The organism is Streptomyces sp. NPDC017993 (genome assembly GCF_044328065.1).
Taxonomy (GTDB): domain Bacteria; phylum Actinomycetota; class Actinomycetes; order Streptomycetales; family Streptomycetaceae; genus Streptomyces.
On record NZ_JBIRGO010000004.1, the window covers coordinates 125373 to 145513 of the forward strand.

Annotated in this window: 18 protein-coding genes and 1 tRNA gene; 11 read left to right on the top strand and 8 right to left on the bottom strand. The window is 72.5% G+C overall.

What is annotated here, in order from left to right; genetic code table 11:
* Window positions 1-17: 17 nt before the first annotated feature.
* From ACH4FH_RS07940 to ACH4FH_RS07980, 9 genes are all read left to right on the top strand, one after another.
* Window positions 18-878 carry a TetR family transcriptional regulator C-terminal domain-containing protein gene (locus ACH4FH_RS07940; protein ID WP_398554893.1) on the top strand — a complete coding sequence of 287 codons (861 nt, stop codon included), beginning with the start codon at window positions 18-20 and terminating at the stop codon, window positions 876-878.
* A gap of 93 nt (window positions 879-971) precedes the next feature.
* Window positions 972-1859 carry a 3-keto-5-aminohexanoate cleavage protein gene (locus ACH4FH_RS07945; RefSeq protein ID WP_398554894.1) on the top strand — a complete coding sequence of 296 codons (888 nt, stop codon included), beginning with the start codon at window positions 972-974 and terminating at the stop codon, window positions 1857-1859.
* 47 nt (window positions 1860-1906) lie between these two features.
* Window positions 1907-2890, top strand: coding sequence for a 3-hydroxyacyl-CoA dehydrogenase NAD-binding domain-containing protein (locus ACH4FH_RS07950; protein ID WP_398554895.1), 984 nt, complete (start codon window positions 1907-1909; stop codon window positions 2888-2890).
* Window positions 2887-3345 carry a thioesterase family protein gene (locus ACH4FH_RS07955; protein ID WP_398554896.1) on the top strand — a complete coding sequence of 153 codons (459 nt, stop codon included), beginning with the start codon at window positions 2887-2889 and terminating at the stop codon, window positions 3343-3345. Before ACH4FH_RS07950 ends, ACH4FH_RS07955 begins: the two co-directional genes overlap by 4 nt.
* Window positions 3346-3450: 105 nt before the next feature.
* Window positions 3451-3783, top strand: coding sequence for a DUF427 domain-containing protein (locus ACH4FH_RS07960; protein ID WP_398554897.1), 333 nt, complete (start codon window positions 3451-3453; stop codon window positions 3781-3783).
* Window positions 3784-3907: 124 nt separating this feature from the next.
* Complete coding sequence (locus ACH4FH_RS07965) at window positions 3908-4855, top strand: metallophosphoesterase family protein (protein WP_398554898.1); 948 nt, start codon at window positions 3908-3910, stop codon at window positions 4853-4855.
* A 32-nt stretch (window positions 4856-4887) separates the two neighbouring features.
* On the top strand, window positions 4888-6141 hold the full coding sequence (locus ACH4FH_RS07970) for an MFS transporter (RefSeq protein WP_398554899.1): 1254 nt from the start codon (window positions 4888-4890) through the stop codon (window positions 6139-6141).
* Window positions 6138-7235, top strand: coding sequence for a TolB family protein (locus tag ACH4FH_RS07975; RefSeq protein WP_398554900.1), 1098 nt, complete (start codon window positions 6138-6140; stop codon window positions 7233-7235). Before ACH4FH_RS07970 ends, ACH4FH_RS07975 begins: the two co-directional genes overlap by 4 nt.
* 308 nt (window positions 7236-7543) lie before the next feature.
* On the top strand, window positions 7544-8086 hold the full coding sequence (locus ACH4FH_RS07980; RefSeq protein WP_398555208.1) for a DUF309 domain-containing protein: 543 nt from the start codon (window positions 7544-7546) through the stop codon (window positions 8084-8086).
* Between the two features lie 34 nt (window positions 8087-8120).
* On the opposite strand, the gene ACH4FH_RS07985 is transcribed toward ACH4FH_RS07980, so the two are convergent.
* From ACH4FH_RS07985 to ACH4FH_RS08015, 7 genes are all read right to left on the bottom strand, one after another.
* Entirely contained in the window at window positions 8121-9296 is a 1176-nt protein-coding gene (locus ACH4FH_RS07985; protein WP_398554901.1) for a D-alanyl-D-alanine carboxypeptidase family protein, read from the bottom strand.
* Window positions 9297-9495: 199 nt separating this feature from the next.
* Window positions 9496-10755, bottom strand: a complete 1260-nt coding sequence (locus ACH4FH_RS07990) for a cytochrome P450 (RefSeq protein WP_398554902.1) — start codon at window positions 10753-10755, stop codon at window positions 9496-9498.
* Between the two features lie 315 nt (window positions 10756-11070).
* Window positions 11071-12291, bottom strand: a complete 1221-nt coding sequence (locus tag ACH4FH_RS07995; protein WP_398554903.1) for an MAB_1171c family putative transporter — start codon at window positions 12289-12291, stop codon at window positions 11071-11073.
* Window positions 12284-13051, bottom strand: a complete 768-nt coding sequence (locus ACH4FH_RS08000) for a hypothetical protein (RefSeq protein ID WP_398554904.1) — start codon at window positions 13049-13051, stop codon at window positions 12284-12286. The genes ACH4FH_RS07995 and ACH4FH_RS08000 overlap by 8 nt, the downstream gene beginning before the upstream one ends.
* The gene (locus ACH4FH_RS08005; protein ID WP_398554905.1) at window positions 13041-13529 is read right to left on the bottom strand and encodes a helix-turn-helix domain-containing protein; all 489 of its coding nucleotides are present in this window, start codon (window positions 13527-13529) and stop codon (window positions 13041-13043) included. Before ACH4FH_RS08005 ends, ACH4FH_RS08000 begins: the two co-directional genes overlap by 11 nt.
* 554 nt (window positions 13530-14083) lie before the next feature.
* Window positions 14084-14533: a hypothetical protein gene (locus ACH4FH_RS08010; RefSeq protein ID WP_398554906.1), complete on the bottom strand. Its 450-nt coding sequence runs from the start codon at window positions 14531-14533 to the stop codon at window positions 14084-14086.
* 280 nt (window positions 14534-14813) lie between these two features.
* A tRNA-Pro gene (locus ACH4FH_RS08015) sits at window positions 14814-14887 on the bottom strand.
* A 164-nt stretch (window positions 14888-15051) separates the two neighbouring features.
* Between ACH4FH_RS08015 and ACH4FH_RS08020 the strand changes: the two genes are divergently transcribed.
* Window positions 15052-15345 carry a YiaA/YiaB family inner membrane protein gene (locus ACH4FH_RS08020; RefSeq protein WP_398554907.1) on the top strand — a complete coding sequence of 98 codons (294 nt, stop codon included), beginning with the start codon at window positions 15052-15054 and terminating at the stop codon, window positions 15343-15345.
* 116 nt (window positions 15346-15461) lie between these two features.
* Here ACH4FH_RS08020 and ACH4FH_RS08025 read toward each other — a convergent pair whose 3' ends face one another.
* Complete coding sequence (locus ACH4FH_RS08025) at window positions 15462-16385, bottom strand: alpha/beta fold hydrolase (protein WP_398554908.1); 924 nt, start codon at window positions 16383-16385, stop codon at window positions 15462-15464.
* Between the two features lie 191 nt (window positions 16386-16576).
* Here ACH4FH_RS08025 and ACH4FH_RS08030 point away from each other — a divergent pair, with 191 nt between their 5' ends.
* Complete coding sequence (locus tag ACH4FH_RS08030; RefSeq protein ID WP_398554909.1) at window positions 16577-19852, top strand: amidohydrolase family protein; 3276 nt, start codon at window positions 16577-16579, stop codon at window positions 19850-19852.
* Window positions 19853-20141: the final 289 nt, after the last annotated feature.

Here is a 20141-nt window from a genome sequence, read left to right on the forward strand (position 1 = left end):
TGTTACGGTCCCGGACCATGAAGGAAGACCCCGGAGCCCGGGTGGGCGACGACGCGGGCGAGGTCACGGACCGAGTCCGCGAGGTGATCGACCGGCTCGGCTGCAGCCACCGGGAGTTCGCCCGCCGCATCGTGATGGACCCCTCGAAGCTGTCCAGGTCACTGGGCGGCACCCGGCGCTTCACGTTGGCCGAGATCGTGCGCATCGCCGATATCGGCGGCGTGGAGGTGGGCCGGCTGCTCGGCTCCCCGGAGCGGCCCGCGCCGCCGGCGGACCGCGCACCGGTCCCGGTGCCCGAGGGCGGCCGGCCGCTGCAGATCGTGCGGGAAACCGTCCGGCTCATCGCCGAGCACGGCTTCCACGGCGTCCGCGTCGCGGACATCGCGGCGGCCTGCGGCACGAGCACCGCCGCGGTGCACTACCACTTCCCCGGCCGTGACGAGCTGCTTGAGGCGGCAGTCCGCTGGTGCATGGACGAGGACACCGACCGCCGGGCCGCGGGCCTGGCCGAGGCGTCCGACGCCCGCGAGGAGCTGCTGCACCTGATCGCGCTGCAGACCCCGCGCACCGCGCAGCAGCGCCGGCAGTGGCTGGTCTGGCTGGACCTGTGGGCGCAGGCCGCCCGCTCCACCGCCGTCGGGCGGCTGCACGAGCACTACTACCGGCAGTGGCGCACCACCGTCGCCGACGTCCTGCGGCGCGGCGTCGAGCAGGGCGTGTTCCGTCCGGTGGACCCCGAGTTCACCGCGCTGCGGCTGACCGCGCTCATCGACGGCCTGGCCACCCAGGTGCTCGCCACCGCACCCGACAGCACCACCCCCGACACGATGCATGCCGCCTTGCTGGCCTTCGTGGCGGGCGAGCTCACCGCCGGCTGAGGACCGCGGCCCGACGGCCCGCCCGCGCCCCGCTCCCCTCCGCCCCCACTCCCCTTTGCCCTCCCCCCGCCCTGCCTCATCGAAGGGATCACCATGAACAACGAGGTCATCATCACCTGCGCGCTGACCGGCGCCGGCGACACCGTGGGCCGCTCCCCCCACGTCCCCGTCACCCCCGAGCAGATCGCCGCGTCGGCCGTCGAGGCGGCGTCGGCCGGCGCCGCGGTGGTCCACATCCACGTGCGCGACCCCGAGACCGGCGCCCCCTCGCGCGACCCGCGGCTGTACGCCGAGGTGGTCGAGCGGGTCAAGGAGACCGGTACCGACGTCGTCATCAACCTCACCGCCGGCATGGGCGGCGACCTGGTGATCGACCCGGAGAACCCGCTGCGCAGCCTGCCCGGCACGGACCTGGTCAGCGGCCTGGAACGGCTGCCGCACGTCGAGGAACTGCTGCCCGACATCTGCACCCTGGACTGCGGCTCGCTCAACTTCGGCGACGGGTCCAACCTCTACGTCTCCACCCCCGACATGCTGCGGGTGGGCGCCAAGCGCATCCAGGAACTCGGCGTCCGTCCGGAGCTGGAGATCTTCGACACCGGTCAGCTGTGGTTCGCCAAGCAGCTGCTCGCCGAGGGCCTGCTGGACGACCCGACGATCTTCCAGCTGTGCATGGGCGTCCCGTGGGGCGCGCCGGCCGACCCCGGCGTACTGCAGTCGATGGTGAACATGCTGCCCGAGGGCGCGCAGTGGGCGAGCTTCGCGCTCGGCCGGATGCAGATGCCCTGGGTCGCCCAGTCGATCCTGCTCGGCGGAAATGTGCGGGTCGGCCTGGAGGACAACCTCTACCTCAGCAAGGGCGTCAAGGCCACCAACGCCCAGCTCGTCGAACGCGCCGTCCAGATCACCGAGTTGCTCGGTGCCTCCGTCGCCACCCCCGCGCAGGCGCGCGCCCGCCTGGGCATCAAGCCGCGCGGCTGAACTGCCGCAACTTCCCTCGCCCGCCCTCTCCTTGGAGCCGCACCCTCATGACGGAAACCTCCCCTGCCCACACCCCCGCTCCCTGTTCGCCCGAGACCGTGCGCCGTGTCGCCTGCATCGGCGCGGGCGTGATCGGCGGTGGCTGGGTCGCCCACTTCCTGGCCCGCGGCTACGACGTCACCGCCTGGGACCCGGCAGCCGACGCCGAGGACAAGCTCCGCCGCCTGGTCGCCGCGGCCTGGCCGGCACTGGAGCGGATCGGCCTCGCCGAGGGCGCCTCCCCCGACCGCCTCACCGTCGCGCCCACCCTCGCGGCAGCCGTCGCCGAGGCCGACTTCGTCCAGGAAAGCGCCCCGGAGAAGCTGGAGTTGAAGCGCTCGCTGCTCGCCGAACTCGCCGCGGCGACCCGTCCGGGCGTGGTCATCGCCTCCTCCACCTCCGGCTACCCCATGACCGATATGCAGACCGACGCCGAGGACGCCGGCCGGCTGGTGGTCGGCCACCCCTTCAACCCGCCGTACCTCATTCCCCTCGTCGAGGTCGTCGGCGGCGAGCGGACCGACCGCGCGGCCGTCGAGTGGGCCTCCCGCTTCTACGACGTGGCGGGCAAGTCCGTGATCACCATGGACCGCGAGCTGCCCGGCTTCATCGCCAACCGCCTCCAGGAGGCGCTGTGGCGCGAGGCGCTGCACATGGTCGCCAACGGCGAGGCATCGGTCGAGGACATCGACGCCTCGATAACCGAGGGCCCGGGCCTGCGCTGGGCGTTCATGGGCCCGTGCCTGACCTTCGCACTGGCCGGCGGCGAGGGCGGCATGGCCCATATGCTCGACCACTTCGGCCCCTCGCTGAAGTCCCCGTGGACCCGGCTGGAAGCACCCGAGCTGGACCGTGAGCTGCGCGACGCGATGGTCGACGGCTGCGCGGAGGCCGCGGGCGACCGCAGTTACGCGGATCTGGTCGCCGAACGCGACCGAGGCGTCATCGACGTCCTGCGGGCCACCGGCCGGCTGGGGGACAACCGCCGATGAGCGCCCCTCTCCCCCTCTTCCGACAGACCGTCCAGGACGCCTGGATCGACTACAACGGCCACCTCAGTGAGGCCTACTACGTCCTGATCTTCGGCTTCGCGACGGACGCCCTGATGGACGGCGCGGGCCTCGACGCCGCCTACCGCGCACGCACCGGCTGCTCCCTCTACACGGTCGAGGCACACGTCCGCTATCTCCGCGAGGTCGCCCGGGACAGCGAACTCACCGTCCGCACCACGGTGTTGGGGGTGGACGGGAAGAAGCTCCGCTTCCTCCACGAGATGTTCGTCGGCGAGCCGTCCGGGGACCCGGTCGCGACCGAGGAGCTCTTCACCCTGCACGTCGACCAGGGCACGGGGCGCGCGGCCCCGCTGCCGGACGCGACGCGCGAGCACCTCACGGCCCTGCTCGCTCCCGCGCCGGAGTGGGCCGGGCGCGGCATTCGCGAGGTGTAGCGGCAGCGCGCCCCGGGTGAGGACCGGAGGTTCGGCGACGCCGCCCGGCCCGTCCGGTGCGATCCTGGGGAGCGAGCCTTCACCGCCCAGCGAGGAGAGACGATCGTGGCAGCCGACCGAGGACACCGCATCGAGATCACGCAAGGCACCGACCACATCCGCATCGAGATCGACGGCCGGCTGCTCGCGGAGAGCTCTCGCCCGCTCCTGCTGGCCGAGACCGGCTATCCGGTGCGGTACTACCTGCCGCCGGAGGACGTACGGACCGAGCTGCTGACGCCGTCCGAGAAGCACACGTTCTGCCCCTTCAAGGGCACCGCCTCCTACTGGTCACTCGCCGGTGGCCCGCAGGACATCGTGTGGGCCTACCCTGAGCCGCGTCCCGAGGTGGCGCAGATCAAGGATCACTTCTGCTTCTACGGCGGCCCGGAGGCGTAGAAGCCCGGCAGCGCGACAGAGTAGGAAGGTTTCCTAACTACAATGCCGGGACGTTCTTGACGCGTACATGATCCCTCGACAGGATTCCTCGGGACGGCTCCCCACGCCGACCCAGGAGACGGATATGACGCCCATCCCCCGCGCCAAGAAGGCTCTGCTCAACCCCCGCTTACGCATACCCGCCGCCGCGGGCGCGGCCCTCGCGCTCGTCGGCGGCGCGCTGCTCTGGTCGCCGGCCGGGCGCGCGGACGCCGCCCCCGACCGCGCGCGGAGCGCCGGTTTCACCGTCGTGGCCGCGGGCGACATCGCCGAGCGGTGCACCGCCGACGACAGCGGCTGCGAACACCCCAGGACGGCCGCGCTGGTGCGGCAGATCAACCCGGCGTTCGTGCTGACCATGGGCGACAACCAGTACGACAACGCCCGGCTCAAGGACTTCACGAAGTACTACGACAAGAGCTGGGGCGCCTTCAAGAGCAAGACGCGCCCCGTCGCGGGCAACCACGAGACCTACGACCCGGCCGGCGAACTCGCGGGCTACAAGGCGTACTTCGGCTCCGTCGCCTACCCCGACGGCAAGAGCTACTACAGCTTCGACAAGGACAACTGGCACTTCGTCGCGCTGGACTCCAACTCCCTGGACAGCACACAGCTCGGCTGGCTCAAGGCCGACCTCGCCGCCAACTCCGAGAAGTGCGTGGCCGCCTACTGGCACCATCCCCTGTTCTCCTCGGGCGAGCACGGCAACGACCCCGTCAGCCGCCCGGCCTGGAAGCTCCTGCACGACGCCGGGGCCGAGCTGGTCCTCAACGGCCACGACCACCACTACGAGCGCTTCGCGCCGCAGGACCCGGACGGCAACGCCGACCCCACCGGGCTGGTCGAACTCCTCGGCGGCACGGGCGGCGCCAACCCCTACGACATCGAAGAGGTCCAGCCGCACAGCGAGAAACGGCTGAACGACACCTTCGGCGTGGTGAAGCTGAACTTCACCGACACCGGCTTCTCCTGGGACCTGGTGGGCACCGACGGCAGCACGAAGGACAGCAGCCCGTCCTACGAGTGCCACTGAGCGCGGCGGACCGGAACCCACGGACCTGACCGATGTATCTCGCGACCACGGACGCGGCCGCGACGGCGACACGGGTGACGCGCGGCCGCGTCGGGGGGCCGGTACTGGCCCTCGGCGCGGTCAGCCTCGTCACCGACATCTCCTCGGAGATGGTCACCGCCGTGCTGCCGCTCTATTTCGTCCTCCAACTCGGCCTCTCACCACTCCAGTTCGGCTTTCTCGACGGTCTCTACAACGGCGTCACCGCGCTGGTACGGCTGCTGGGCGGGCATGCGGCGGACCGCGGCGGACGGCACAAGCTCGTCGCCGGATCCGGCTACGCGCTCTCCGCACTGTCCCGCCTCGGCCTGCTGCTCGCCGGCGGCGGCACCGTCGGCATCGGCGCCTCGCTCGCCGCGGACCGCATCGGCAAGGGCGTGCGCACCGCCCCGCGCGACGCGCTCATCTCGCTCAGCGCCCCACCGGACGCACTCGGCCGGGCCTTCGGTGTGCACCGCGCGATGGACACCACGGGCGCCCTTCTCGGGCCGCTCGCCGCGTTCGCGCTGTTGTGGCTGACCGCGGACGCCTACGACGCGGTGTTCGTCGTGAGCTTCTGCGTCGGACTACTCGGCGTACTGCTGCTGATCGCCTTCGTACCCGGCCGGTCCGCGCTCCCCCTGCTCCCGCCGATACCGCCCGCACCCGGCCCGCGAGTGCGGTTGCTCGCGCCGCTGCGCGACCCCGCGTTCCGCCGCATCTTCACGGCGGCGGCGCTGCTCGGCGCGGCGACCATCGGCGACGCCTTCCTCTATCTGCTGCTGCAACGCCGGCTGGACTTCGCGGTGAGCTGGTTTCCGCTGCTGCCGCTGGGCGCCGCCGCGGTCTATCTGCTGCTCGCGGTGCCCGCCGGGCGTCTGGGTGACCGCATCGGCCGCCGGGTGCCCTTCCTGTGCGGGCACGCCGCCCTGCTGACCGCCTACCTCCTGCTGGCGGCGACCGGGACGGGCCCCGTCCTTCTGGTGGGCGTCCTGGTGTTGCTCGGAGTGTTCTACGCGGCCACCGACGGCGTCCTGATGGCGCTCGCCGGGCCCGTACTGCCCGCCGCACGGCGCGCGAGCGGCATGGCGCTGCTCCAGACGGGCCAGGCCCTGTGCCGGTTGCCGGCAGCCGCCGGCTTCGGTGCCGCCTGGACGCTCTGGGGCACCCGCACCGCGCTGATCGCGGCCGTCGTCGCACTGGCCGCGGCGCTGACCGCCGCCGTCGTCCTGCTCCCCCGCCCGGAAAGGCAGCCCACCCGCGGATGAATCCGACCGAACCGGCTCACCCCGCCCCCCATGCGCCGACGCCACAGGACGAGGCGCCCGGCCCGCCCCGCGCATCCCGGCTCGCCGGGCTGTCGCTGCGCGCCCGGATCATCGCCGTGGCGGCCGCCGCCGCGGTCCTCACCACCGTCGCCGTCGGCTACACCGTGCGCGCCGCCCGGGAGGCCGAGCCGGTCGACTCCGCCTCGGCCTTCGGACTCGACCACGGGACGCTGTACTTCCGCAGCACCGGCGCCGGCAGGGTGGCGCGACTGCCCGCACCGGCCGGCGCAGCCCATGTGCCCGCCGCCCCCGGGACCGGGCGCCGGACCACCGGCGGCCCGGTCTGCGAGCGCTTCCACGCGGCGGCCGGCACCGGGCTGTGCCTGCAGCGCCGCCCCGGCATCCCGCCGAAGTCGTACGCCGTCGTCCTGGACCGGCGGCTTCGCGAGAAGCGGCGCATCGCCCTCACCGGCATCCCCAACCGGGCCCGGGTCTCGGCCACCGGCCGGATGCTGTCCTGGACCATGTTCGCCACCGGCGACTCCTACGCCACCACCGCCTTCTCCACCCGCACCTCGATCCTGGACACCCGCACCGGCTACCTCATCAAGAACATGGAGGAGATCCCGCTCACCCTCGGCGGCAGGCGCTACCACTCCCCGGACGTCAATTACTGGGGCGTCACCTTCGCCCGCGACGACAACCGCTTCTACGCGACCGTCTCCACGAAGGGGAAGACCTATCTCGTCCAGGGCGATATGCGGACCTGGTCGGCGCACACCGTCCGCGAGAACGTCGAATGCCCGTCCCTCTCCCCCGACAACACCCGCCTCGCGTTCAAGAAGCGGGTCCGCGGCGGCACCACCGCTCCCTGGCGGCTGTACGTCCTGGACCTGCGCACCCTGCGCGAGCGTCCGCTCGCCGAGACCCGCAGCGTCGACGACCAGGCGGCCTGGCTGGACGACCGCACCCTCGCCTATGCCCTGCCGGGGCGCGACGGCACGGCCTCCGACATCTGGGCCGTCCCGGCGGACGGCGGCGGAGCCCCGTCCCTGCGTGTCCCGGACGCCTCCTCCCCGGTCCGCCTCCCGTAGCCGAACAGGCCGAAGACGTCCCCCTTGCGACGCGGGTACGCCGCGCGGCGCACAATCGAAGGGTGAACGACGCGGAGGAAGCCCAGGGCCAGGCCGGTGCGCACGACGCATCGGCGCACGACACGCAGCGCGCCCCGGCGGAGCCGGGCCGGGAGGAGGGCGGCGATCCGGCCTGCTGGCTGGACCAGGTGTGCGATGCCTGCGGCAAGATCCGCGAGCGGCCCGGCAGCGAGGTGTGCGAGCACTGCGGCGCGGTCGGCACCGACGGGACGGGCGCCGCCGCGGCCCCCGACGCGGAGGACGGGCCCGTGTCCTCTCCCACCCGCAGCGGCCCCGGCCGCCCCGCCGTCCGCAGGGACCGTGACGAGGAGGGGCGGGCCCGCAACGCCCGTCCGCGCGACGGACTCGGCCGCCCACTGCCGTACGGCACCCCCGGCGTGGCACGGCAGCCGGAGGGTGTGTCGCGTACGCCCGGGGAATCGCTCACCGAGGCGCAGCGGCTGCTCGACGCGGGGATGCCGTTCCACGCACACGAGGTGCTGGAGGACGCCTGGAAGGCGGCGCCCGAGGAAGAGCGCGAGCTGTGGCGCGGGCTCGCGCAGCTGGCGGTGGGCCTGACCCATGCGGCGCGCGGCAATGTCTCCGGCGCCGTGGCGCTGCTCGATCGGGGCGCGTCGGCCATCGCCCCCTACGCGGAGGCCATGCCGCACGGCATCGGCGTCACCGAACTGGCCGCCTGGTCACGGGAGTTGACCGGGAGCCTGAGCGGTCCGGTACCGGCGGCCGAGACGGCACCGCGGCTGCGCGCCGCGGACGGCGAGGCCGGCTCCGGCCCCGACGCCCGCGGGTGACGTCCGGCTCCGCGCGGCCCGCGGAGCCCTCCGCCTAAGAGGTTCCTCCCGGTGGTGTGGTGCGGCCACGCCCGCGTAGCCGCAGGACGAGCACGATGCCCGCCGCGAGGGCCGCGGAGCCCGCGCCGTAGGCCCACGGCGCGACAGCGGAGTACCAGGAGCCGCCCCGGCCGCCGATGTCGGTGGCCCCGGCGTTCACGGCGCCGGGCCCGGCACCGTGGGCGTAGGCGGCATGCTGGGCGTGCACGATGTGCAGCGAGTCGACGGGACGGGCCTTCTTCGCGCTGCTGAAGCCCCAGTCGAGCAGCGAACGGGCTTCGGTGTAGACGGCGTTGAGTGCATTGGACTGCGGGTTCAGCACGGTGACCACCAGCGTGCGGTCGCCCCTGCGGGCGGCCGCGATCAGCGTGTTGCCGGCGTTGGTGGTGTAGCCGTTCTTGACACCGATGATGCCGGGGTAGCGGGACAGCCCGTGGGAGCCGACCAGCAGACGGTTGGTGTTCTCGATCTCAGTGGTGCCCTTCGGGCCGGGGAACTGGGCACGGGCGGTCGAGCAGTAGCGGGCGAAGTCCTCGTCGGCGAGCCCGGCGCGGGCGAAGATCGTCAGGTCGTGCGCCGAGGACACCTGGCCCGGAGCGTCGTAGCCGTCCGGCGACTTCACCGTGGTGTCCCGTGCGCCCAGCTTGCGGGCGGTCTGCTGCATTTCCCGGGCGGTGGCGTCCCAGCCGCCGTTCATCGAGGCCAGCACGTGCACCGCGTCGTTGCCTGAGCGCAGGAAGACCCCCTGCCACAGGTCGGCGACCTTGTACCGCTTGCCCTTGCGGATGCCGACCAGGCTGCTGCCCGCGCCGACGCCCTCCAGGTCTCCCGCGCTGACCTGACGGACCGCGCCGGCGGAGAACTTCGGCAGCACGGTGACGGCGAACAGGGTTTTGAGGGTGCTGGCGGGGGCCAGCTTGCGGTGCGCGTCCTTGGCGGCCAGCACGTCGCCGCTGTCGGCGTCGGCCACGGTCCACGCCCGGGCGGACAGGCCCTGGGGCAGCTTGGGCGCGTCGGGTGTGATCTGCACCCCGGCCCGGACCGGGGCGGACTGAGGGTCCGCCTGCCCTTCCGGATGGGCCACGGCTGGTATGGAGGTCAGGGAGACAGCGGCGGTGGCGATCAGGGCGAGCGCACCGGCCTTCTTGGACGAGAGAGCGTCAATTGCCATGCCGTCACGCTAAGAAGGGCCACCGCCGCCCGCAGCGCAGGTGCGCCAGACGGAGGAAGAACCTCGCTCCGCCCCGGCGTGTCGCGACTGCAAAGAAGGACCCGCCCGGTGCGACGGGGGATGCACACCGGGCGGGCCTCTAAGACCTTTCTACCGCATGAGGGAACGGTTATGCCTCAAATCTTTGTTCGCTTTCCGATTACCAGGTCACGGGGAGCGAAATCAGGCCACGCGCGCGCAGGGTCCGACGGTGCCGCAGATCCGCCCGTGGGACGTCCAGCCGCAGGCCGGGGAACCTGCTGATGAGAGCGCCGAGCGCGATCTCGGTCTCCATCCTGGCCAGCGCGGCACCCAGGCAGCGGTGGATGCCGTGCCCGAGCGCGAGGTGCCCGGAGAGGTCCCGGTCGGGGTCCAGGGTCCCCGGTTCGGGGAAGCGCTCCGGGTCACGGTTCGCGGAAGCGATCGAAAGCAGCACGGCATCCCCGGCCGGGATGCGTACGCCGCCGATGGTCAGATCCTCCGTGGGGAAGCGCCGGATGGCCAGCGGCCCCGGGCTTTCGTGGCGCATGAACTCATCGACAGCGGAAGGGAGTTCGCCCGGCTCGCGGCGCAACCGGTCGCATTGCGCCGGGTGGTCGAGCAGCGCGAGCGTGGCGGTGCCGATGAGGTGCACGGTGTTCTCGTATCCCGCGAACAGGATGAGGAACGCCAGGGAGGTCAGCTCGTCCTCGGTCAGCCGGTCACCGGGCCGGTCCGCGCCGGAGACGTCTTGATCCAACCCCTCCCCCTCCGCTGCCGCCTCCTCACGCACCGCGATCAGCTCGGAGAGCAGGTCATCGCCCGGCTCCGCGCGCTTGGTGGCGATCAGTGCGGTGAAGAACGCCAGCATGGCCCCGATCGCCTCCTTCATCAGGTGCGGCCGGGTGGGGTCCGGGGAGATGAGGGCGTCCGTCCAGGCCCGGAAGTCGCGCCGGGCACCCTCCGGGACACCGAGCAGATCGCAGATCACCACGATCGGCAGCGGCCCCGCGTAAGCGGCGATCACATCGGCGCGGCCCCGCGCCTCCATGGCGTCAAGCAGCTCTTCGGCGGTCCGCCCGATCGGCTCGCGCAGCGCCTCCACCCGCCTCGTCGTGAAGGCCCTTGCCACCAGGCGCCGTACCCGGGTGTGGTCGGGCGGGTCCATGTTCAGCAGGTTGGCCTCCAGCGCGGGCGGCAGGGAGAAGCCGCGATAACTCCCTTGCGTCGCATGCCGCTTGTCCAGCGAGAGCCGCGGGTCCGCGAGAGCGCTGCGGACATCGTCGTAGCGGGTGACCAGCCAGGCGGGCTGCCCGTCGGGGCCGGTGATGCGGTGGACGGCGCCGGCCTCGCGGAGCGCCGCGTACGCCGTGTGGGGATCGTCGAGGAGGGGCGTCACGTCGATGGGGGCGTCGGGGCCGGACTCGGCGGTGTTCTGCATGAGGACCGACTCTAGACGCGCCACACACCGCCCCGGGTGCGCGGGGCCGGACCCCGAACCGGTGCGGGGAAGGGCTTTCAGGGTGGGGCGGGGGGGGGCCCCGGGGGGGGGGGGCCCCCCCCCCCCCGGGGGGGGGGCGCCCCCCCCCCCCCCGCCCCCCCCCCCCCCGGGGGGGGGGGGGCCCCCCGCGCCCCCCCGCGGGGGGGTGGGTTTGGGGGGGGGGGGGGCCCCCCCCCGGGGGGGCCCCCCCCCGCCCCGGAAAGGGCGGGTGGCCCGGACCCCCGTGCCGGGCCACCCCGTCTCTGCGGCGGCTGTTCAGCCGCGGACCATGGCGCTGCGCTGCCGCAGCTCGGTGAGCACCGTCTCCACCAGCGGAGAGTGATAGACGTCCGCAACGAGCGCCAAGTGCTCGTACTCCTCGCTCAGTTCGGCCGGGTCGCCGCCCTTGTCGACGACCACGCTGTCGGCGCCGAGGGCCGGCACATGGCCCACCGAGCGGTTCTCCAGACCACGCCGCAGCGCGGCGGCCTCCGCGACGGCCACCAGCTGCCGGTCGTCCAGCGAGACCGTGCGAGCACGCTCCCGGGCGATGTCGACGGCGTCGGACTCCACGAAGCTGCGGATGCCGCGCTGGACGTCGCGGATCTCCGCCATCTGCCGGTTCGCCCGCCACTCCAGATCGGCGAACGGCCACCGCACCGACCACGCCGAGCTCTCCATGGTGACCTCGGGGCTCTCGGAGGTGACGGTCCGCCAGAGCGGGGAGAGACGGCGCAGCCGTCGCCAGGCGGCGACCCGGGGCCCGGCCGCCGGCAGCGCGAATCCGGCGAGGACCAGGAGCGCGGCGACCGAGGCACTCAGCGGGGCCACCCCGTTGGAGAGCCAGAGCGCTTCGTGGCCCGCCCAGGACAGCCCGAAACCGATCACCTTGAAGGCGCAGTAGGCCAGGCCGAGCCAGCAGCCCGCGGCGAGGATCCGCAGGCCGCGTGCCAGCCACGAACCGCCGAGCCGGGCGGCGTAGCGCGGGCAGAGGGTGCCCAGGCCGGCAAGACTGGAGCCGAAGATGGCCAGATACAGCACCAGGAAGAGCATGACTCCGGGTGAGTCGGTGTAGGCGGTGCTGAAGTCGCGGGGGTGTTCGACAGCGTCCGGCCGGCCGACCGCGAAGCCGGTGACGGCCACGGCCCACAGGACGGCGACCCCGCCGACGGCGGCGCGCGCCCGGGAGCGGGCACGGGCGAGCGCGGCCTCGCCGTCGCCGGCCGTCCAGCGCAGCAGCAGTACCAGGGCTCCGGCGGCGAACACCACGACGGAGGAGTAGAGGAAGACCATGGCGAGGTTGGCCACGCCGGCCAGCCGGTCGAACCCGCGGTAGAGGCTGGGCGCGGAGAACAGGAAGACCGTCGCCACGCCGCCGGTCATCACACAGGCGAGCCCGAGGTCGGTGTTGCTGCGGTCCTTGAACCACGCGACGGCCTTGTACGCGACGATCGCCCAGGCGGCCGCCCCGAAGCTCAGATAGATGAGGTCAAACACGCGGGCCCCCGTCCCCGACCGGGCCGGCGTCGGCGCTGCCGGTGCCCTCCTCCACGGCGGGGCCCGTCGCGTCGTCGGTGTCCACCGCGTTGCCCCTGCCGTCCACGTCCCCGGCGGTCCCGTCCGGGCCGTCCTGCCGGCGCCGGATGTGCTGCAACGCGGGCCCCAGGGCGGCCGCCAGCTCGGCCGCCTGCCCCTCCAGGAGGAGTTCGCCTTCCCCGGCCGACGGCACCACCCGCTCCATCAGCAGGGTGCCCAGCACCTCGGTCTCCCGCTCGGCGAGCTTGTCGTAGCCGTGGTGGCGGGCGAAGCCCATGGTCAGGCCCATCCGCCGCATCGCGGTGGCGACATCGACCGACGGCGTCCACATCCGCAGCGCGTCCTCGGTGACGGCCGGGTCCTGGCCGTGTCCGAGCAGGAGGTGACCCAACTCGTGCAGCACGATGTGCGCCTGATGCCACGGAGAGGTCCGCAGTTCGAAGAAGACCCAGTAGGCGTCGTCGGTTACCGCCGTCATACCGGAGACCACGCCGCCGAGACTCATCGGCACCATGTGGACGGGCCGTTCGACCCGCGTGGCGACGATGTCGCACATCCCCCGCAGATCGGTCGAGGCGGGCAGCTCCAGCTCCTTGATGAGCTGCTTGCACCGCCTGCGTATCTGCCCCACTCGCATGCTCGTTCCGCCCTCGTCTCCGGTCCGCCGCCACGAAGAGAAGATCTGATCGCGCTCGGCGGTACCCACCAACTCACTCGCCATGCTGATCACCACCGTGCTCCGGGAGCTCGGCCGGCAGGTTCATCTGCTGCCGGAACTGGGAGATGATCGTCGTCAGACTGTCCTGCACCTCCGGCGGCAGCCCGACCGAGCGCAGCGCGATGGCGCGCACCCGCGAGTCCCGCATGGCGGCGAGGAAGCGGACCTCCTCCTCCACCCGGGCGGCCTGCGGCTGCGAGAGGTCCCCGAGCAGATAACCGACCGGTACCGCAAAGAACTTGGCCAGCGCGCGCAGCAGCTCCGGACTCGGGTTCGCCCGCCTGCCGTTGCGCAGCATCGACAGATACTGCTCGGTCACCTTCGCCCCGCCGTACTCCTGCGTCCCCCCGCTGATCTCCTCGGCCACAAAGGCGTTGGTGTACGGCGCGCCGGGCGGGTGCATATTCGCGAAGAGGTGATTGAGCCGTTCCGCGAGCGCGCTGCCCGTCTTCTCGGGCCCGCCCTCGCCCCCCACTGTCATGCCCACCGTCCCTCGGACTCCCACGCGTCGAACCGACGCGGCACCCCTGGTCCCCAGGGCACCTGCCGGACGACGGTCCCGTCGGTCGTGCCCAACACGCAGTTAAGGCAACCGGAACCGCCGCACTCATCCTTTCATGCGACGAACGCGCTGCACCAGTCCACATACGGACAGTGAGAGAAAGGGGACTTAACCGGGAGTTGAGCGCCCGGGCGGACGTCCGCACAGCTCAACAGCGGCCAACAGTTGACGAAATCCGCCCCGGCGGACGAGGGCCACTGCTCCTGCCGTCGCGCCGCCTTCGCGCAGCCTCGGAGACACCACACGGCGGAACGCCACTTTCGGACTCGCCCTCGCGCCGGAGAGGAGCCGTGCCTCGTTCCGGATCACCACCTCTGCGGGCAGCTCGGCAAGACCTGCCGTCCGGCCTTGAGCGCAGCGCTCTTCGCCTCCGAGGGCAAGTCGCCGCTGTCGAAGTTGTTCACGACCCGGACGCGGGAGCTGCGCGCCGGGTCAGAGGGTGCGGGGCCACCGGTTCCGGTGACGTCGTCCGCTCAGTAGACGTCGACCACCTTGCAGGACTTCACGCTGCCCACCTTCTCCGGGTGCTCCATGGTGACGACGACCTCCCCCAGAGGCGCACCCTTCGCCGCGGAGCTGTCCTGGGTCACCCTGCCGCGCCCGGTGTCCACGGTGTCTCCCTTCGAGTCCAGGAAGTCCACGTCGACGTAGTACGGAGTGGATCCCTTGACTCTGCCGGCTGCGACAACCCGCACGGTCGCGGCGGCGTGGTCGGCGGTGGCGCACTCGACCACCTTCGCGTGCGGCTCGGGCGCATCAGCGTCCCACTCGTTGTCATCCCGTGTGGAACTGGTGCTGCAGCCGCCTCCGTAGTCCCCGTCGTAGTCATGGCTGCGGTGACCACTACCCCTCTTGCCGCTGAACCCGGTCAGTGACACCAGGACAACCGCGATGACCGCCAACAGCTTCAGACGTCGTTGCACCACAGACCCACCCCGCCGAACCACTCGATTTGTCATGATCACGGCACGTTAACAGGAGCCGCCCCCCTGGTGACGCAAGGACCCTGAGCCCGGGCGCAGCGTCGACAGAAGGAAGCGGGTGGTGGGACGGTCAGCAACGTCGACAGGTTCGGGTGACGGGCGAATCGGCGCGAAGGACACCTCGAGGCCCGGAGCACAAGCACTCCCGACCGGGAGCAATCAACGTACGACAAAGGCCGCTTCCGATGATCGGAAACGGCCTCTGACCTACAAAGCAACGTCGGGACGACAGGATTTGAACCTGCGACCCCTTGACCCCCAGTCAAGTGCGCTACCAAGCTGCGCCACGTCCCGTTGCCCGCTTTGGCCCGGTAATTCCCGGACCGACCGCGCACGAGAACAATACCGCATGTCAGAGGGTGGGTGCTGCCATATCCGGACGGAGCGCGGCGAGCGGGCCGGTGAGGATGAGTACCTGTACTCATGCGGCGGAGTCACCGTCCCGCCACGCTACGCGCATGACTACTCCATCGATTCAGCGGCCGACGACCACGGCCTTCTTCGTCCAGGCCGCGGTCTCCTTCGGGCTGTCGCTGGCGGCCCTGATGATCGGGATCATGAAACTTCCGGTGGGGCCCTGGGAGCGCGGGTTTCTCGCGCTGGGCCTGGTCTTCGTGGTGTCCTCGGCGTTCACGCTGGCCAAGTGCGTACGCGACCGGCAGGAGGTCGAGGAGGTGACGAACCGGGTGGACAAGGCCCGGATCGACAAGATCCTCATCGAGCAGGACGTCTTCAAGCCGGGCCACATCTGACCGCGGCGGGCGGGGAAGCCCGGCGCCCCGGCCACGGCCCACCGGGCCGTGGCCGCGAGGTCCCGCCCGGCCCCGACCCGGCCGGCCCCCGAAGACGGCAGCCGTACGGCCGTGGCTCAGACGTGCTTGTCGAGCCAGGCGCGCAGGTCCTCCTGGACCTCGTCGCGGTTGATCTCGTTGAGGATCTCGTGGCGGGCCTCCGGGTAGCCCTTCCAGGTCAGGTCGCGGGTGCCGAGGTAGCGGAAGTCCTCCAGCAGTTCGTAGACCAGGGTCATCCCCTGGTGGCAGGGGTCCTGTTCGCCGACGGCGATGTGGACGGGCAGGCCGCGGGGGATGCGGGCGAGGTGGGCGGGATCGTTCAGCTTGCGGATGGCGCGTACCCAGTCGATGACCAGGCCCGCACAGAACGGGAAGCCGCAGTCGTCGTCCGCGGCGTAGCGGTCCACCTCGGCCGGATCGCGGGAGAGCCATTCGAAGCCGGTGCGGTAGGGGAAGGCGTCGTTGAAGGAGCTGAAGGTGCGCGGGATGAAGCCGGACAGGGCGGTGCGCCCCTGGTCGGCGATCTCCGTCTCCAGCTCGGCGACAGCCGTGTCGAGCTCCGTGCCGGGCAGCGTGCGGAACGTGCCGGTGAGGATGAGTCCGGCGAGGTCGGCGCCGTACTCCTGCGCGTAGTCGCGGGCCAGCATCGATCCCATGCTGTGGCCGAGGAGGACGAGCGGCACGCCGGGGTGGGCGGCGGCCGCGTGGTCGCCGATCGCCTTGAGGTCGGCGACGATCGCGCGCCAGGCGTCCGCGCCGACCACGCCGCGGCCCCCGGTGGACGCCGCGGTGCCACCGTGGCCCCGGTGGTCGGAGGCGACCACGCCGTAGCCGTGGCCGGCCAGGAAGCGCGCGAAGCGGTCGTAGCGCCTGCCGTGTTCCGCGGCGCCGTGGGCGATCTGCACCAGGGCGCGCGGCCGGCCGGATTCCGGGAGCCAGGTGTAGGTGGCGATTCTGGCGCCGTCCGGGGCCTCGTGGAAGTCCTGCTGCATGGCCTGCATGGCGTCGGTCTCCTGACTGCCGGGCGTGGCTGACTGGTCGTCGAATGCGGTCCGCGCCCACTCTCTCCCTCCTGGTGACGGTGCGCCAAGGGGCGCGCGCGGCGATGTCTCCCGCGCCCGCGCCCGACATGACACGATCGGGCCGCTCACCCCTGGCGCCCATGCCACAACCCCCTGTCACAGGAGGATCGTTGGACACCACGGACCGCTCCCACTCCTCACGCATCCCGTCGCCGCTGTCCCGCCGCGGTTTCCTGCAAGGCACCGCCTCGGCCGCGGCCGCCGCGGGACTGGGGGGTATCGCCGCCCCCACCGCGTCCGCGCAGCCCGCCGGGCCGCACGGCGGCGTCCTCTCCTTCACCGCGGCCACCAACGGCGCCGGGTCGCTCTCCCCGGCGGGTGACCGGCTGGTCGCGGAGATACAGAACGTGCTGTGGTCGGTGCCGCGTACCGGCGGCGAGGCGGTGGCCCTCACCCCGCCCGATCTGGAGCCCACCCGTCCGGTGCACTCCCCCGACGGCCGCCGGATCGCCGTCTGCGCCTATCGCGGGGGCGGCTTCCACCTGTGGACGCTGCACCCCGACGGCTCCGGGCTCCGGCAGTGGACCGACGGCCCGTGGGACGACCGAGGGCCCGCGTGGTCGCCCGACGGCACCCGCATCGCGTTCGCCTCCGAACGGGGTGGTGACGCGGTGGCCGGCAGCCCGTACCGGATCTGGGTACTGGAGCTGCGGACCGCGCGGCTGACGCGGGTGACCGGGCTGCCCGGCCAGGTGGGGCCCCACCAGGACGGCGCCTGGGAGGACTTCGACCCCTGCTGGTCGCCGGACGGCACCCGCATCACCTTCGTCAGGGGAAAGGCACCCGACGCGACCGCCGCAGCCGTCGTAAAAACGGCAACCGCCGCAGCCGCGCCGCTGGTCTCGCGGACCGTCGCGTCCGTGCCCGCCGGCGGCGGGGGCCCGGTGCGCATCGAGCACACCGAGGCGGCCGCCGCCCAGGTGATGGCGCCCGCCCTCTCCCCCACCGGGCGGCTCGCCTATCTGCGCACCACTGACTACCCGAGCCCCACCTGCACCCTCGTGGTGGATGGTGAGCGCGTCGCGGTCGACGGCGACGTGGAGCCGGTGCCGCCGCGCTGGGTGTCCCGGGACGCGCTGCTGCTGACGGTCGGCGGACAGTTCTCGGTGGTGCGGGTGGACGCGCCGGAGAGGACCGAGACCATCCCGTTCACGGCCCGGCTGCCGCTGGACCGCCCCCGGTACCGCGTCAAGGACTACGGTTTCGAGGGCACGGCGGTCCGGCCGGTGCGCGGTGTGCATCTGCCGGCACTCTCCCCGGACGGCCGCACGGTAGCCTTCGCGGCGCTCAACTCCCTCTGGGTGCAATCCACTTCGGGCGGCGGTGCGCCACGCAGGATCGTCCGGGCCGACGCCACCCGCTATGTCCTCGCGCCGAGCTGGTCACGCGACGGCCGGTCGCTGCTGTTCGCGGACGACCGGGACGGCCTGTTCGCGGTACGCCGCCGCGACCTGGCCTCGGGCGAGGAGACCGTACTGGCCACCGGCGGCCGGGTGCAGCCGGCGCTGTCGCCCGACGGCGGGCGGCTGGCCGCGCTCGACATGTCGGGCAATCTCGTCGTGCGGAACCTGGCCGAAGGCACGGAGAAGGTACTGGCCACGCCGCTGGGCGGCGGCGGCCTGCCGGGCCGCCCCAGCTGGTCACCGGACGGCCGCCATCTCGCGTACTGCGACCGCAACCGCCTCAACCGCCGCTTCCGCGAGGGCTACAACGTCATCCGGGTCGTGGACGGCCAGACCGGCAAGAGCCGGCTGCACCCGCTCGCCGAGCATGTCTCGCTAGCCGACCGCTACGACTCCGGGCCCGTCTGGTCGCCCGACGGCCGCTGGATGGCGGTGATCGCCGAGTCCGCGCTGTGGGTGCTGCCGGTGCGGCCCGACGGCACACCGGACGGCACGCCGCGCCGGCTGACCGACGAGAGCGCCGACCATCCGTCCTGGTCGGGCGACTCCCGGACGCTGCTGTACCTCTCGGCCGGGAAGCTGCGGCTGATCGAGCTGTCCGACGGCGCGGCACGGACCGTGCCGGTGGCCCTGGAGCACCGCGGGACCCGCGCCCGGGACACCGTCGTCCACGCCGGACGGTTCTGGGACGGCACCGGCGACACGGTGCGCGAGGATGTCGACGTGGTGGTGCGGGAAGGGCGGATCACCGCCGTCACCCCGCACCGGGCGGGCCGGTCAGGCGCCGGGACGGCCCGCCGGGTGGACGCCTCCGGGCAGACCGTGCTGCCCGGCCTGTGGGACGCGCACACCCACCCGTGGCAGACGACCTACGGCGGGCGGCAGACCGCCCTGCAACTGGCCTACGGCATCACCACCGCGGTCTCCTGCGGCGGCTTCTCCTACGAACAGGCCCGCATCCGCGAGGCCGTGGCGGCCGGCGCGCTCGCCGGGCCGCGCCTGCTGACCTGCGGGGAGCTGCTGGACGGCGGGCGGGTCGCGTACAGCATGGGGCGGGCGCACCGCACCCGCGCCGGACTGCGGCGTTCGCTGGAGCGTGGCGCGGCGCTGGACTGGGACTTCGTCAAGACCTACGTCAGGGCTCCGGGCTGGGTGATGGAGGAGGCCGCCCGCTTCGCCCACGAGCGGCTGGGGGTGCGGGCGGGCAGTCATCTGCTCACCCCGGGCGTCCAGTTGGGGCAGGACCTGACGACTCATCTACAGGCGACGCAGCGAGCGGAGTTCGGACACGCGGTGTCCTCTTCGGGGCGCGCCTATCAGGACGTGGAGGAGGTCTACACGGCCACCGACTTCACTCTGATCGCCACGCCGTTCTCTGCTGCCGCCCTGCTCGGCGACGACCCGGCGCTGGCCGACGACGACCGGGTGGGGACCCTGATGCCGCCCTGGGACACCGCCTTCGTGAAGGAGGGCGCCGGGCACCGGCCGACCCCCGCGCAACTGGCCGACATCGCCACGGAGGTGGCCGCCTACCGTCGGGTGCTCTCCGGCGGCGGGCTGGTCGCGCTCGGCACGGACCAGCCGCTGGCGCCGGTGGGCCTGGGGCTGCACCTGTGCCTGCGGGCGCTGCACCGGGGCGGCCTCAGCGTGCCGGCGACGCTGCGTACCGCGACCGCGCTGCCTGCCAGGATGTTCGGTGCGGAAGGTGATCTCGGCACGCTGGAGGTCGGCAAGCTCGGGGACATGACGCTGGTCGACGGCGATCCGTTCACCGACTTCGACTCGCTGGTGCGCACCTCGGCGGTGCTGCGGGGCGGACGGCTCTTCACGCAGCGGGAGTTGGTCGACTCCTTCCCCACGCCCGCCGATCGCCGGGCGACACCACGGTCCACCAGGGCGGCCCGGCGTACGGACAGGTCCGTCGACTGGCTGGAGGTGGGCAGGCAGCAGCGCCGCGAGACCTGCTGCGACGCCGCACACTGACCGCGGGGGCGCTCCGTGGAGCGCCAGGGAGGCGTGGGGTGGCGCATTTTCGGGCCCTCCGAAAGCGCTTCGCACCCTCGCAGAGCTGGGGGGGGAGCGCGCAGAAGCTTCACACTTCAACTCTGCGTATAAATGCCACCAGTTGATGTTTTGTGCGCCCCGCAGTAGGTATGCCAACGGGTATTGCGCGCGGTAAGCACCGGATCACAGAACGGAAGGGTGGCGGGCGGCACCACTGTGGTGCCGTCCCGAGGCGGCGAGCGACCGGCGCGCGAAGAACGCGGAGGAG

Bases quoted from the DNA above. Each gene is read 5' to 3' on its own strand.
- ACH4FH_RS07940 (WP_398554893.1), top strand. From the start codon at position 18: ATGAAGGAAGACCCCGGAGCCCGGGTGGGCGACGACGCGGGCGAGGTC.
- ACH4FH_RS07945 (WP_398554894.1), top strand. From the start codon at position 972: ATGAACAACGAGGTCATCATCACCTGCGCGCTGACCGGCGCCGGCGAC.
- ACH4FH_RS07950 (WP_398554895.1), top strand. From the start codon at position 1,907: ATGACGGAAACCTCCCCTGCCCACACCCCCGCTCCCTGTTCGCCCGAG.
- ACH4FH_RS07955 (WP_398554896.1), top strand. From the start codon at position 2,887: ATGAGCGCCCCTCTCCCCCTCTTCCGACAGACCGTCCAGGACGCCTGG.
- ACH4FH_RS07965 (WP_398554898.1), top strand. From the start codon at position 3,908: ATGACGCCCATCCCCCGCGCCAAGAAGGCTCTGCTCAACCCCCGCTTA.
- ACH4FH_RS07970 (WP_398554899.1), top strand. From the start codon at position 4,888: ATGTATCTCGCGACCACGGACGCGGCCGCGACGGCGACACGGGTGACG.
- ACH4FH_RS07975 (WP_398554900.1), top strand. From the start codon at position 6,138: ATGAATCCGACCGAACCGGCTCACCCCGCCCCCCATGCGCCGACGCCA.
- ACH4FH_RS07985 (WP_398554901.1), bottom strand. From the start codon at position 9,296: ATGGCAATTGACGCTCTCTCGTCCAAGAAGGCCGGTGCGCTCGCCCTG.
- ACH4FH_RS07990 (WP_398554902.1), bottom strand. From the start codon at position 10,755: ATGCAGAACACCGCCGAGTCCGGCCCCGACGCCCCCATCGACGTGACG.
- ACH4FH_RS08000 (WP_398554904.1), bottom strand. From the start codon at position 13,051: ATGGCGAGTGAGTTGGTGGGTACCGCCGAGCGCGATCAGATCTTCTCT.
- ACH4FH_RS08005 (WP_398554905.1), bottom strand. From the start codon at position 13,529: ATGACAGTGGGGGGCGAGGGCGGGCCCGAGAAGACGGGCAGCGCGCTC.
- ACH4FH_RS08020 (WP_398554907.1), top strand. From the start codon at position 15,052: ATGACTACTCCATCGATTCAGCGGCCGACGACCACGGCCTTCTTCGTC.
- ACH4FH_RS08025 (WP_398554908.1), bottom strand. From the start codon at position 16,385: ATGCAGGCCATGCAGCAGGACTTCCACGAGGCCCCGGACGGCGCCAGA.